At 45.0% G+C, this 13,943-nt stretch carries 16 protein-coding genes and 1 pseudogene; 1 reads left to right on the top strand and 16 read right to left on the bottom strand.

The window, feature by feature from the left end; all coding sequences use genetic code 11:
• The first annotated feature begins 1 nt into the window (after nt 1).
• Nucleotides 2–643, top strand: coding sequence for an orotate phosphoribosyltransferase (gene pyrE, locus ACMXYT_RS16280; RefSeq protein WP_415882844.1), 642 nt, complete (start codon nt 2–4; stop codon nt 641–643).
• A 23-nt stretch (nt 644–666) separates the two neighbouring features.
• Here pyrE and ACMXYT_RS16285 read toward each other — a convergent pair whose 3' ends face one another.
• The 16 genes and pseudogenes from ACMXYT_RS16285 to pilM form a co-directional block, all read right to left on the bottom strand.
• Nucleotides 667–1,131 carry a hypothetical protein gene (locus ACMXYT_RS16285; RefSeq protein WP_415899514.1) on the bottom strand — a complete coding sequence of 155 codons (465 nt, stop codon included), beginning with the start codon at nt 1,129–1,131 and terminating at the stop codon, nt 667–669.
• On the bottom strand, nt 1,121–2,005 hold the full coding sequence (locus tag ACMXYT_RS16290) for a type II secretion system protein J (protein WP_415911684.1): 885 nt from the start codon (nt 2,003–2,005) through the stop codon (nt 1,121–1,123). The genes ACMXYT_RS16285 and ACMXYT_RS16290 overlap by 11 nt, the downstream gene beginning before the upstream one ends.
• A complete protein-coding gene (locus ACMXYT_RS16295) occupies nt 2,005–2,565 on the bottom strand; it encodes a prepilin-type N-terminal cleavage/methylation domain-containing protein (RefSeq protein WP_415899516.1) in 561 nt (186 codons plus the stop codon). Before ACMXYT_RS16295 ends, ACMXYT_RS16290 begins: the two co-directional genes overlap by 1 nt.
• Entirely contained in the window at nt 2,546–3,160 is a 615-nt protein-coding gene (locus tag ACMXYT_RS16300; protein ID WP_415899517.1) for a prepilin-type N-terminal cleavage/methylation domain-containing protein, read from the bottom strand. The genes ACMXYT_RS16295 and ACMXYT_RS16300 overlap by 20 nt, the downstream gene beginning before the upstream one ends.
• 13 nt (nt 3,161–3,173) lie before the next feature.
• A complete protein-coding gene (locus ACMXYT_RS16305) occupies nt 3,174–3,686 on the bottom strand; it encodes a type II secretion system protein (RefSeq protein WP_415899518.1) in 513 nt (170 codons plus the stop codon).
• A 70-nt stretch (nt 3,687–3,756) separates the two neighbouring features.
• Complete coding sequence (locus ACMXYT_RS16310) at nt 3,757–4,197, bottom strand: hypothetical protein (protein ID WP_415901145.1); 441 nt, start codon at nt 4,195–4,197, stop codon at nt 3,757–3,759.
• A 15-nt stretch (nt 4,198–4,212) separates the two neighbouring features.
• Nucleotides 4,213–4,266, bottom strand: a pseudogene (locus ACMXYT_RS16315) (hypothetical protein); the annotation flags it as partial.
• Nucleotides 4,267–4,278: 12 nt separating this feature from the next.
• Entirely contained in the window at nt 4,279–5,505 is a 1,227-nt protein-coding gene (locus ACMXYT_RS16320; RefSeq protein WP_415899519.1) for a type II secretion system F family protein, read from the bottom strand.
• Between the two features lie 17 nt (nt 5,506–5,522).
• Nucleotides 5,523–7,298, bottom strand: coding sequence for a GspE/PulE family protein (locus ACMXYT_RS16325; RefSeq protein WP_415899520.1), 1,776 nt, complete (start codon nt 7,296–7,298; stop codon nt 5,523–5,525).
• Between the two features lie 14 nt (nt 7,299–7,312).
• Complete coding sequence (locus tag ACMXYT_RS16330; RefSeq protein WP_415899521.1) at nt 7,313–8,746, bottom strand: tetratricopeptide repeat protein; 1,434 nt, start codon at nt 8,744–8,746, stop codon at nt 7,313–7,315.
• Complete coding sequence (locus ACMXYT_RS16335) at nt 8,743–9,645, bottom strand: ExeA family protein (RefSeq protein WP_415899522.1); 903 nt, start codon at nt 9,643–9,645, stop codon at nt 8,743–8,745. The genes ACMXYT_RS16330 and ACMXYT_RS16335 overlap by 4 nt, the downstream gene beginning before the upstream one ends.
• Before the next feature lie 12 nt (nt 9,646–9,657).
• The gene (mshL, locus tag ACMXYT_RS16340) at nt 9,658–11,241 is read right to left on the bottom strand and encodes a pilus (MSHA type) biogenesis protein MshL (RefSeq protein ID WP_415882854.1); all 1,584 of its coding nucleotides are present in this window, start codon (nt 11,239–11,241) and stop codon (nt 9,658–9,660) included.
• 10 nt (nt 11,242–11,251) lie between these two features.
• A complete protein-coding gene (locus ACMXYT_RS16345; protein ID WP_415911685.1) occupies nt 11,252–11,590 on the bottom strand; it encodes a hypothetical protein in 339 nt (112 codons plus the stop codon).
• Nucleotides 11,583–12,263, bottom strand: a complete 681-nt coding sequence (gspM, locus tag ACMXYT_RS16350; protein ID WP_415911686.1) for a type II secretion system protein GspM — start codon at nt 12,261–12,263, stop codon at nt 11,583–11,585. Before gspM ends, ACMXYT_RS16345 begins: the two co-directional genes overlap by 8 nt.
• On the bottom strand, nt 12,256–12,855 hold the full coding sequence (locus ACMXYT_RS16355; protein WP_415911687.1) for a hypothetical protein: 600 nt from the start codon (nt 12,853–12,855) through the stop codon (nt 12,256–12,258). The genes gspM and ACMXYT_RS16355 overlap by 8 nt, the downstream gene beginning before the upstream one ends.
• Complete coding sequence (gene pilM, locus ACMXYT_RS16360) at nt 12,852–13,781, bottom strand: pilus assembly protein PilM (RefSeq protein WP_415911688.1); 930 nt, start codon at nt 13,779–13,781, stop codon at nt 12,852–12,854. The genes ACMXYT_RS16355 and pilM overlap by 4 nt, the downstream gene beginning before the upstream one ends.
• Between the last annotated feature and the right edge of the window lie 162 nt (nt 13,782–13,943).

Below are 13,943 nucleotides of genomic sequence, written 5' to 3' on the forward strand. Positions count from 1 at the left end.
CATGCAAGATTACCAGCGCGAGTTTATTGAGTTTGCTATCGAACAGAACGTACTACGTTTTGGCGAGTTCACGCTTAAATCTGGCCGTACTAGCCCTTACTTTTTCAATGCAGGTCTTTTCAACACAGGTACTGCGCTAGCTAAGCTTGGCCGCTTTTACGCTCAGGCGATCAAAGATTCTGGCGTTAACTACGACGTACTGCTTGGCCCTGCATATAAAGGTATTCCACTAGCTGCAACAACAGCGGTAGCCCTATCTGATCAGCACGGTGATGACGTTCCTTACGTATTCAACCGTAAAGAAGCAAAAACTCACGGTGAAGGCGGCAGCCTAGTAGGTGCACCTCTAGAAGGCGGCGTGATGATCATCGATGATGTAATCACAGCAGGCACTGCGATTCGTGAAGTAATGGAGATCATCGATCAAGCGGGTGCAAAACCTGCTGGCGTTGTAATTGCCCTTAACCGTCAAGAGAAAGGTAAAGGCGAGCTATCTGCGATTCAGGAAGTAGAACGCGACTACAACATGCCTGTTATCAGCATCGTTAGCCTTGGTGATCTGATTGATTACTTGACTGAAAAAGGCGATATGGCGACTGAACTTGAAGCGATTCGTAAATACCGCGACGAATACGGTATCTAAGTTTTGCTTACCGGAGCTGCTCTTTACTGGGCAGCTCTGATGATTACCTTCCTCGAAGCTCCATCCAAGCCACTACCACCACAGTAGCCCGTACTCTCGATTGTCCAGAAATCACCTTCTGGCGATGTCACTGTCCGATAAAACACTTCCGATCGGCACCCTTGAAGACCGCTGATATTAAAGGTGTCGCTAGCGGCTGGCCCTGGCCAATAATCAACTTGTGCAGGCGGGCTTCCAACTGCAGCCGAAGCAACACAGCCAGACGCACCATTGCCTAAACAGGTTAACTCTAGCTCTATCCCAGTTTGCGCTGCTGTAATCGCCCTAGCGCCAAGAAACTCTTGAGCGGTCACATCTTGGCTAAGTGCAAAGAAACGGCTCATACCGGCAATGATGACCGCTAATACGGTGATCACAAAGATAGCCGAGATAAGGCCCAGCCCCCGCTGTTTAGATCTCAGTGCGACTACAGGTAACTTATGGGACATTTCTCACCTGCACCTCAAATTGAACTCGGATACTTTCTCGCGTTGTATCCCTGCTGGTTAGTACCTGATCCTCTACAAACAGATCAAACAGGACAATACCATTTCGAAGTAATGTCGCTTCACTGTAGGTAAAGGCATCGTTATCCGCAGGGCTTACGACATCACTGGCTAACAACGCTTCCTGTGGCTCTGATAGATTCGCAAATAAAGTAGCGCCCGTAGGCTGGGTAATCGCATAAGTGTAAGCACTGCCGCTTACCCCCTGAAAACGATAGAGATCACTCCCAACAACACAAAAGCTAACCGGCTCATCAACAATAAAGTAACGTTTTGAAGGTGAATCTGCGGGGAAACGATGGGTAGCGTCTAATAAAACATCCACAGTGCCTGACCCTGACGCCAAAGCACTACTGGCACTGATCATAGGTGAGATAATCGACCAGCTATCCAAATCGTAGATTGGATTTTGTCCTGCAGGTCTAGCAGGTTCATCCACTGTATTGGTATCAATCGGGTATACAGCCACACGACCAAGATCAGGTGATGTAGCAAAAGGCACGGAACTAAATGCTGACGATGCCGAAACAACCGTTAGCGGCACAGAAATATAGCGAGAGGCCGCTAAGGCAGGTATAAACTCTAAGCAATTTCCTGAATCACCAACACGGATACTATTAGGCAGGGCGTTTCTGATCTCACGCGCCATACGCTCAACAGCCACACGTGCCGCAGATGAAAGTTGATCACGCCTTGTCAGATCCGCATAGCCTTGCATGGTTGAAGTAATAAAGCCTACGGTTACTAGAGAGATAATCCCCAACAACGTAATAACGACAATTAATTCAACCAGTGTAAAGCCGCTTTGACGACGCATCAGTAGTTACCCCGCAAAGCACTGAATACCACGGGGCTCTGCCCCGTATTTGCTGGAGGCGTAACGGTAACGATAACTTGTTTGACTAACTCAGAGTCAGAACCAGAGAAATAGGTGCTTCCGACATAAGTCACCTGAACAGAGACTTCATAACCTTGGTAAGATTGAATACCACCCGGCGTCACAAGCGCATTGAATAAACCAACCGCGCTCTCTGTTAAGCCATGATAGTCATCGACATCATCAAACTCTTCCCGAGATTCACCATCTTTACTGGTAATCGGCGCACTAGCATTCACGCCAAATTGTGCTTCGGGTGTACAAGGGTCACAAGGTGGGCTGCCGCCTAAAGGGGTCAGTTCATCGTATCGGCGCGACAAAATCTCTTCGAGGTAAGCCTGTCCAAGATAGGATACTTTGGTTTGCCACATGACATCAGCACTATGGCGGGCAATGGTGCCCCAACCTGCTATCGCTGCTGTGAGAGCGATAGCAATAATCACAATGGTGATGACTACTTCAACTAGCGAGAAGCCTCGTTCAGCGACAGGTCGTTTCATAAGTATACCCAGTCAGTGAAAGGCAGTAATCGCCATTGTCATCGGTAAATTGCAGACTGCTATCAACCTCTTGACTGTCATCAGGAAAACTCGCAGCCGAACTCAAAACCACATTGTTATCAACGCGGATCATATCGCCCAGTTGGTTATACATCACCACTAGGTTTTGCCCCGAAGATAAACTACCTGACTCAGTGCCCGATACGAGGGACGCAGTGTAGGATAAAACCGTATCTGCTGTGATCTCAGCATTGAGCTGAGGAGGTGTAATGCTTGTAGGCGGCGTTGCATCTGAAGTGTCAGCGTCTATCAACAAAGCGATCTGCCATTGTGTATCAGACGAGCGCTCTAACACCCAATAAACGGAAGATGCATGCTGCGCTAAAGCAGCCTTTTGCGCTAAACGTAACGACCCCATAATGGCACTGCGAAGCGCAAGCTCATCGTAGCGAGCAACATTACCAATTCGAGGGATAGCTACAGCTGAGAGAATACCCAGCAGGATGATTACAACGATAATCTCGACCAGCGTAAAGCCACGCTGGCGAGATTTAGAGCAGCATTGCCTATATAGATCAGGACCGTTACTGCTCATAGAGAATAACTAATTACTCGTCTGCACCAGCAACTGACACATTACCCGAATCTGCTTCGTAAGTAATCAATCGGCTAGCACCTGAAGGCGCATTCACACGGTAAGTGAATGTACAAGTTTCAGTATCTACCGCTGCAGCCACATAATCCACACCATTAGCGGTAGCAGTTGATGCTGCAGGTCGGCTACCCTGCAAAACATTATCCCAAACGCCAATACACTCTGTTGCGCTATTAATTGTGGCGCCCGCTCCTGAAGCTCCCGTTGGATAACCAAATCCATTTACAGCAACTGCAGCATCGCCATCAAGAGATACATTAGCTCCTGATGCAGCATTTTCTACCACGGCTTTCGCTTTAGCCAGAGCGACACCGGCAGCAAAACCTCCCGCAGCGCCTTTAACCGCAGCATTGTGAGCATCATCAGTAACATTAATAAAACGCGGTAGAGCTACCGCAGCCAAAATACCTAGTAGAGCAATTACTACAACTAATTCAATGATTGTAAAACCTGCTTGCTTTTTCATGGAACTCTTTGCCCTTGGGTTTAAGTTTGCAATTATTTGATTTCTAACAAATTAGCTCACCTTTGTATAGCTAATCTGCTTGCCAATAAAATTTATATAACGGCTTTAGCTTCGCTTCTATTGCTAGACCTTCAGCCGCTCTACTATTCTGAAGACCCAACTCGATCTTAAAAGGGATCAAATCAGCCTGCATAAATTCGTTGTCTAAATTGTCTATCCGCTTAGCCTTGTAAACCAACCAACGTTTATCAGTCACAAAGTACCAATGTTCTCCAGCAGCATGTTGCAATTCACTAAACGAAAGCTCGCCTGCATAATTTGATGGTTTATGTTGTATCAAATCCACAGGATTTTGGTTAGCTATCTTCTCTGGAGAAACAGCCTGTTGCTCAGCAAACCAATAAGCTACTTTGAGCGTTATCTGCGCCTGGATATTATCTCGACTACCTTCAAAAGATACTCGCTCTACATCTTCGATCAGTAATTCCAATCGTTGCAGTGCAAATGCCATCAGCACTGTTATGATAAAAATTGAAATGGTTAGTTCCAATAACGAAAAACCACTACATCTCCGTTGCAATTTTTATCCTCCCTAACCATTAATGGTCGTGCTTAACTCCCACAATGGCAGGAACACACCTAAGGCCAACACCAGCACCATTGCCCCTATAGCAATAATCAAAATAGGCTCAATAGCGCTGGTTAAGTTCTTAAGATCGTACTCTACTTCCTGTTCGTAAAACCCAGCAGCCTCTTCAAGCATCTGGTCTACTCGACCGGTCTCTTCACCAACCGCCAACATCTGCATCACTAGAGGGCTGAACATCTCGGTCTGATGAGCGGTTTGGGTAAAAGATTCCCCTCGCTCAATACCTAAACGCATACCAGCCACTTTTTTGCCTATATGGCGATTACCAACAGCGTTAGCAACGATCGACAAGCCTTGTTCAATAGGCACACCTGCTTTCAATACGATACTAAAGGTACGAGAAAATCTCCCTAGTATGACTCTGTAGAATATCGGCCCAACAATGGGAAACTTCAGTTTTCTTCGATCCCAAGTCATGTGGCCTTTTTCAGTTTTCTTCCACCGGTAGAAGGTAAATACACTCAAAACGATGCCGATCAGAATGGCATACCACCAATCCACCGTAAAATCAGAAAGCGTAATCAACGCTTGAGTCTGCCAAGGAATTTCACCACCGAAGCTTTCGAATACAGATTTAAAAGCAGGAATAACAAAGATATTGATAATGGCAACAGCCGCTGTGATAGCAATCAAGACAAACAAAGGATAACGAGTCGCTTGTTTAATATTTTTAACTGTCTGCCTTTCTAACTCGAGGTAAGCAGCCATCTGCCTAAATGCATCATCCAACTGACCGGTATTTTCACCTACATGGATCATGCTGATATACAGTTCGTTAAAGACCTTAGGGTGTTTGGCTAAGGCAGAAGACAGCGCATGGCCCTTTTCAAGATCATCAGCTAACTGCGAAAGGGTTTCTGTTAGCAATGGGTTCGTTACTGTATTAGCCAAACCACGCATTGCTCGGGTAATTGGTACACCAGCTTTGGTTAAGCTATACATCTGCCGACTAAACATGATCAATTCATCCAAAGAGATCTTCTGGAACAGTTTGATCTGAATATCTTTGCTGCCCTTTTTCTCAGCAACCTTTTCAGCGACTTGAATCGTTATTGGGATAATGCCATCGGCACTTAACTGAGATGCAGCCAAAGCCGATGTACCCGCTTCAAGCTGGCCATTCACTTCAACCCCTTCACGGTTTCGTCCTCGATAACTATAGATCGCCATAGGTTTATCTCGCTCGCTTATTCCAGTTCAAAACCGGAACTAGGTTGTGCAGATGCTTCTTCTGCAGATGGAGCATCAAGATACATTGATTCATCCAACTGCTCTGTCACACGGAACACTTCCTCTAGGGAAGTAACACCCGCTATAGCCAAATCTAATGCACTATATACGAGCGGTTTATAGTGAGGATCAGTTTTTGCCGCTATGGTGAAAGCAGCACTGTCGTCACGTCGTAATGCATCCGCCATGGCATCATTGATCTCTAAAAGCTCAAAAATACCTGTTCGGCCTTTGTAACCGGTATTATTACAGTAGGTACAACCACGGCCCTTTTTCAATTCAATATCATCTAAGCCTAACTCTTCTTGACGCTCGTTTAGCCAAAGCTGTTCCTGACCAGTTGGATTGTAGTGCTGACTACAGTTTTCACAGATTTTTCGTACTAGGCGCTGCGCTAGGATGCCATTTAACGCAGACGCTGCTAGGTAGCCCTCAATACCAATATCAGTCAAACGCATGGCACTGGATACCGCATCATTGGTGTGTAGGGTCGACAGTACAAAGTGACCTGTCATCGCAGCTCGCAATGCAATCTCTGCGGTCTCTTTATCTCGAATCTCACCTACCAGAAGAATATCAGGGTCCTGACGCAAGGTTGCACGCAATACAGTGGAGAAATCCAAACCTATATTCGGCTGCACCTGCACCTGATTAATACGTGGCAAGCGGTACTCGACCGGATCTTCTACGGTAATGATCTTTTTCTGATGGCTGTTTAGTTCATTCAATGCGCCGTAAAGCGTGGTTGTCTTACCACTACCTGTAGGGCCAGTTACCAATAAGATGCCATGAGGCTCATTTATCATTTTACGTAAACGCGGCAGCATATGATCAGGCAAGCCAACTTTATCTAGACCGATAATTCCGCCCGATTGGTCAAGTAGACGCATTACTACCGACTCGCCGAACTGAATTGGTAACGTCGAGATACGTACATCAACACTATGACCGGAGACATTGATGTTGAAGCGACCATCTTGCGGTAGACGCTTCTCCGAAATATTCAGAGACGCCATTAGCTTTAATCGGAGTACCAATGCAGAAGAGATACGCTTCTCTTTCATTACGTGCTCATGCAAAACGCCATCAACACGCTGACGGATACGCAATACGCTTTCGTCCGGCTCAATATGAATATCGGAAGCACCAACCTGCACGGCATCTTCAAATAGACTTTTCAGAAGTTTCACAACCGGAACATCTACTTCATCAGTTGCGGTAAGCGCAGCAAGATCGAAAGCATCATCGGCGATCTCTTCGTTTAACTGATCAGCTAGGTCTTCAATATCGCTGGTTTTACGATAAAGCAGATCCATCGATTGCAGTAACTGAGCTTCTGATACCACCGCCTGTTCAATAGGCTTAGGCAGAGCTCTTTGCAACTCGTCAAACGCGAATATGTCCATAGGGTCGGACATACCCACTAAAAAATGATCAACATCCTCTTTCAAGACTAAAGCTCTGAATCGACGTGCCTGCGTTTCCGGCAGGCGCAGAACATCGTCCTGGTTAAAGGAGTAATGAGTTAGATCAACCAGAGGAATATTAAGCTGCTGCGATAAAAACTCCAGAAACTGCTGTTCCTGAACATATCCCATGGTAACTAGCGTTTTACCCAGCTTCTGGCGCGTTTCTTTTTGGCGGCCTAAAGCTTCCATCAACTGCGGTTCGGTAATAACACCATTCTGAACTAGCAAGTCACCAATTCGGATTTTCATTTTAGGTGCAGCCATGCAGCCCCTTCCTCCTAGCGCCCAGACAGCGCTTGAACACGCTGTTGTGCATATTGTTTCAAACTACTGTCGATCGACGGAATCTTCGCTGCGCTTCGATACGCATTAAGCGCATCGTGGAAACGCTGTGACTGCTCAAACGCATAACCTAGCCCAACCCACCAACGAGGAACCTGATTATTCAATTGCAAAAGCTGATAATAGTTTTGAGCTGATTTTGTATAGTTACCACTCTGTTGGTACGCACTCGCCAATAACTCATAGAACTCTGTATCTTGCTTCATTGCAGGCTTATCTTTTTCCAGTAAGGAAACCGCTTGAATCTGCTGATCTGAGGTTAGCCAAATACGAGCCTGCAGCTTGCGTAAAGCAGTATCTGATGGGAATAGCACCAAGCTATCAGACAATACGCGCTCAGCTTTTTGTTGATTACCCGTCGACAGATACAACGTCGCTAATAAACGTCTAGAAGCCAAAGAGTTAGATACCTGCTCCGCTATACTTTTCAGCAGCAACGTTTCAGCATCAGCCAACTTACCTTGATTTATCAAACGCCTCGCCCGATCAGCTGACTGCTGATCTGACAATTTAGCCGTTACTTTAGTTACAGGTTTACTTGGTCGACTCTTTTCAGCCATGACATCATTTGGGTGCGCAACTTGTAACTCTTTTCCTGACTTAATCGCGTTAGTCTTTTTAATAATCTCTTCTATTTTTTCAGTTGTTTCTACCCCCTCTTCTAAAGAGTGGTTTTCAGAAACAACTTGAGGCACATGCTCAACAGCTTCAACATTGGATTCTTTGGCAATTACACCCAAAATTAGCGTGGTTGGTGCTTGTTGAACACGGAAGGCAAACTGACTGTCTCTTAGGGTTGTAACTGTCAGCAAAGCACGATCAGATTCGGTATTTAAATCGACGCTTTTCACCAACCCATTACTAATACTAGGCAACGCTGACTGCAAAATCGCATCATCAAAAGCGATAACAATCACATTTGCATTTTGGCTAACCACTTGCACATCAGCAGCGCCATCTAGACGAACGACAAGATCTCCACCTTGGTCCGTTCCAGCCCACTTTATCTCAGTAATAACAGTTCGACTTGGCTCAACAGGTTCTACTTTAGACTCCACAACGACAGGCACAGCTGGAGTTGGCGCAACCTCAGGTGTTACAGGCTGATCTGTCATTCCCTTAGAAGATAGAGCTGGTTGAACCTCTTTATTTCCTACAGCAGACGAGGAAGACTGATCTTGCCAAAGAAGCCAGGCAGTCATTAATAAAGCACTGAACCCGATAAACCACAGTATCAATCGCGGTAAGCTATTGGGCTTCTCCACCTCCACAGTTTGAGCAGCTTTAATACTCGACTGATTTCCATCCATACTTACTGGGCGCTCATTGCGCTGCTCCAAATCTCGGAGCATGTCATTGACCAGACTCACTTAAGGATACCTAAATAAACAAAGATGATTGTTACAGTGAACAGCAAGCCTATACTTCCCCAAATTAACGGCAGTGGGTTGCTTGGAATGGAAATCCCCTCGGTATCCTCAATCGCCCTGAAAACATGGTCTCCATCTACTTTAAGGTCACCTTTCCCATAAGCAGCCATTAATGCTTTATGGCTTAATATATTTATCAACCTAGGAGTACCACCCGAGGCTTGAGCGATTTTTCGAGCTGCGTCGCGTTTAAATAACGACATCCCTTGAAAGCCTGCCCGCTGAATACGTTGATTTATATAATGTTCAACTGCCTCATTATCTAGGTGGCTGAGTTGATAGCTGAAAGTAATACGCTGCAACAGTTGCCTCAAGGACTTCTTACTGAGTAATTCATCCAATTCAGGCTGCCCGAATAGGACAACTTGGAATAGCTTAGCTGATTCCGTTTCTAGATTGGTTAGCAATCTCAGAGCTTCGACTGTCTCTTCTGGAATTGCTTGAGCTTCGTCCACCAATAAAACAACTTTAAGTTTCGCTTGTGCTAACTCAATTAGTTTGTGGTTAATCGCATCTAATAACTCGAAGTGTTCTAAATCTGCGACCTCAAGGCCTATCTCTTTAGCAAAACTTTTTCGAAACTCATCAGGGCTTAAATAGGGGTTAGGAATATAAGCTGTGACATACTCGTCACCTTCTAACGCATTCAGAAGCTTGCGACACAGCAGGGTTTTACCAGTTCCAACTTCGCCAACCACTTTTACAAAGCCATCGCCCCCGGCAAGGGCGACCATAATTAGGTTCAACGCTTCGTGATGCGTTGGCATATTTAAAAAGAAATGTGTGTTTGGCGTCAGAGTGAACGGCAGTTCACTCAGACCAAAATGTTCAGTGTACATCCAGCACTCCTATTACATTGCTGGTGTAGATTGCAGGCTCTGGAAAGATCGCAAACTGCGTTTTAGCTCATTCTGCAAATTATCGTGGTTTGCTAATACAGGCCGTAACATAATCACAAGTTCAGTTTTACTGCCTGCTTGGCGTTTTTGCTTAAACAAGTTACCAACACCCGGAAGATCACCCAATCCCGGCGTTTTAGCACGTAGATCGCTGTCAGTGGATTTCATCAAACCGCCAATTACGATCACCTGACCACTCTCTGCACGGACAATACTGTCCGACTCACGAATAGAGCTTAGAGCTAATGGGATATTAAAATCATCAGTACCCACGCTGATCTGTTTCTGCTGGTCTACCACTTCAGAAACGGTTGGGTGAATATGCAAAACTATATCGCCACTGGCACTTATCTGCGGGGTTACATCCAACGCAATACCAGAGAAGAAAGGCGTCAGTTCAATACTCGGTGATGATGTTGTACTCGTACCTGTAGTAGTCGTATTTTCAACTTCAGTCACAAAGAATTCATCTGTACCGACTTTGATCACTGCTTTCTGGTTGTTGACGGTCGATACACGCGGGCTCGACAGTACCTGTACATCACCTTGACTACCCAATAATTCAATTACAGCAGTAAAATCACCAATACTCAGATCAGCTTTGAAGATACCGCCAATACCATCATCATTATTCAAACCAACAGAAGACTGGCTAAATAGGGCTGTATTACCTTGCCCCGGTTTACCTAAAACGGACCAGTTAACACCCGCTTGGAAACCATTATTCAACGTTACTTCTAATATTTTCGCTTCAATTACTACCTGACGATGCAAGATCAATTCGGCCTGAGCCAGATATTCGCGCACAGTGGAAAGTTCACTTGGTAGCGCACGGACTACAACAACGCCTGTCTGTGGAGTTACAACAACTTTGCGGCCTTCACCAGCAACAATGGTCTCTAGCGTACTTTTTAGATTACCCCAGAAATTAGTCGAGGTTTTGGTACTAATGCGGGTACCAATCACTTCCTCGGCACTAGAGTTTTCACCTGAAGTACTGACAGAACCAGCACTTACTTGAGTATCAGATGTACCATCACGCTGAATGTCTAAATAGTTAATCTGGAACAGTTCTGTTTGTAGTGAGGCTGGCAATACTTGATATAGGTTACCTGTGCGTTCGAATTCATAACCGTATACACGCTGAACCGCCTGCATAACTTCAGCGACACTGACATTTTTTAATTCAAGCGAGATACTGCCACCGACCGCTTCATGAACGATCATGTTATACGGTGTACCTTGTACCAACCCCATGAAGAAATCTTTTGCAGGTAATGCTTCAGCCGTAATATCAAAACGCTCTTCATTAACCGCCTGACTGTTTTGTAAATCAAGCGGCGGTAAAAGAGCAGGAACAAGAGGTGGTGGCGGAGGTGCTGCAGTGACCGCTTTTTGGTTCTCTTCAATCGCTTCTTCAATCGCGGATTCACCCACTTGTTTAGTGGTCGTACCTGCAACAGGCGGAAGAGTTTGGCAGCCGCTTAAGACAAGAACACTGCCCATAGCAAGAGCATTGAAAATACGTTTCATCATTATTTCTAGCCTATTTCCCACTCTTAACTTTGCTGAAGCCTTTTCGTTCAGCTAAAGAGATAATCTGATATTCACTTCCAGTGTTCAACTTAACTCCTGTACGGTTGATTTCGACAACTTCGGCACCATCAACCAGATCACCCTGCTGCACACGTTGACCATTAATAATTGCAGAGGGAGTTCGCTTTCCAACAATCAAAGAACTAAGCACATATCCTTGCTCAGGCTTTTTGATGTCACCGATAGCCACATGAGAAGCCAACGGCTTTGTTGGATCGGCAGGTAAACGCTCGGCATAAATCGGACTACTACCAAGCAGTGTAATTAATAGAATGACTAATTTAGGCACCTAACCACCCCGCTTCAGAGCTTAAGGTATGAACTTTGATCTTCACTTTTGCAGTAGGATACTCGTCAACTTTGTATTCCAATGTATCCCAAAAGAACACACCATCTAGCTGTTCTATTTTCTGCAAATAGTCATATAAACCCTGATAAGTGCCTTCCAGCTCTAATTCAAATGGATGAATAAAGATTACAGCTTGCGGACCCACAGGCTTGGTATCTTTATCAGCATCAACTGGCGTTTCATTTAACTGTTTAGCTACGACAGGTAGGCTTTTAGCACTCACAAGCGCAATACCTTGTTGATTGGCTAATACTGATCTCAACAAAGTCAGCATCTGATCAGGCGAAACAAGGTTGGTAGCAGCACGCTTAATATCCTGATTAGCCTCAGATAACTGAGTACGCAAACGTTTTAGCTCAGCTCTTGCCTCGACATTAGGATCTTTCGGTTCTTGACTCTTTAGCAGCTGTAAAACGCGATCTTGAGCATCGATGCTGGTTTGCATAGCTTCGATTTTACTTGGCACCTTTTGTAATACGATCATTGCAGGTTCGATTAAGAACACAAAGATCAATGCTAAAGGGGCTACTAAGCCAACTACAAGCAACATGATACGTTCACGTGCCGTTAGCTCATTCCATTTACTGTCCCACTCCTGCCAACGTTTATTCATAACTGCGCAACTCCGCTAAAGCCTCAAAGCGCACACCACTACCTTCAGCGTTTACAGTTAGCGTATTAACATTCATACCTTGGAATTCTTCAGTACTAGCAATCGATTCAATCATGGAAGCAACTGACGGGCCATCGACAGCACCACCACCCAAAGCAAAACTGCGTTTATCATTATCAAGTACGAACTGACTTAACCAACTTTCCGTTAATGAAGCATCAGCCAGAGCATAGAGATAAGACGAGAAATTAACACTCTGAGCTGGTTGCACTTTATGCAATAAACTTTGTAACGCTTTCCGTGCAGCAATCTCATCTTTTAAACGTTGCTGTTCAGCCAAAATTTCTGGCTGTACTTGAAGATTACTAAAGCGCGCTTGCTCTGTAGCGACTGCTTCGTCGATCTTAACTTTGTTCTGTTGCAGTTTAGCGAACGTGCTTTCCTGTTCAGATGCATACCACTTCAAACCGAGTCCACATAACAGAACAACCGCAATGGCTGCTATAGCAACTGTGACGCTACCTTGCAGGCTTAAGAGCTCAAATTTCTTTTTGGATTTGTGAGGGTTATAGAGGTTAATTCGTTGTTTCACTTAACCACCTCAGTTATAGCAAATTCAGTGCGTAACGCCGCAGCAATAGCAACAGTAGCCTGATTTTGGAGAGACTCAGTAAGGTCTATATCGGATGAAATAAGGTTATTGAGATCTAATGAGTGAATATCAAGCGCTAGGCTATATCGTAATTCGTTCATTAGCGGCGATTCATCCGCTTGCATGGGCATCACAAGTAAGCGCACACAAGGAGGTTTACCTACTTGGCTTTCGTAATAATCAAGAGAGCGCTGAAGCTCAAGTACAGCAGCTGAAGCGTTATCAGGGGCTGACGTATGGCTGTAGCTAAGATTACGAGTGAAATATAAAGCGCTATCAGAGAGAAGGTTAATCGAACTGCCTTCTTCACCGATATTGAATACAGCTAAACCAGATTCACTATCAGCAAGGTCTTCCGTTAAGTTAAGCAAAGCCAACTCAGGCACATCGACTGCAGTAATATCCAAACCTATTTCTCTGCACCAATCAACCCATAGATCTACCTTGGTCTGTTCGGCAGCTACTGCATAAACCATGCGACTGCGGCTTCGATAGGCGTCTTCTGGTAGGTCAATATAGTCAATTACTGCTTGTTCGACATCGAAGGTAATCAAATCTTTGAGTCGCCAACGTAAAGCTTCAGCAAGCTCTTCGTCTGGGACTTCAGGGCGCTCTACAAGATGAATCTGATAGCTAGATTCTGGCAAAACTAATGCAGTTTTCGTACCCAGAAGGTTATTCGCTTCTATCAAATCCCTAAAACGTTTGGGCTCAACTAAAGGGTTAGTCGATGCGCTGTACTCACAACAGACAAGTTCTGGCTGAGTATTACCATCTCGAACATGTGCAAAAGAAACGCCTCCCTTATTGATAACGAGGGAAGTTAAACCGTTTACCGCAGACTTTTTCTTAAGAAATGAAAGCAAGCGTTAACTCCTGCACTATTCGCTTAATTCTCTAACAACAAATCTACCGAGCTTAAACAATCGTTTCAATCGAAAAACCCAAGATTAATGATTAAGTAAACATTCAGTAACCGTGTCGGCCATGTAAGGAATAACTTAACAGAATCTATATGAATAAGCTGC

This window comes from Neptuniibacter sp. QD37_11 (assembly GCF_047778105.1).
In the GTDB taxonomy this organism is placed as follows: Bacteria; Pseudomonadota; Gammaproteobacteria; order Pseudomonadales; family Balneatricaceae; genus Neptuniibacter.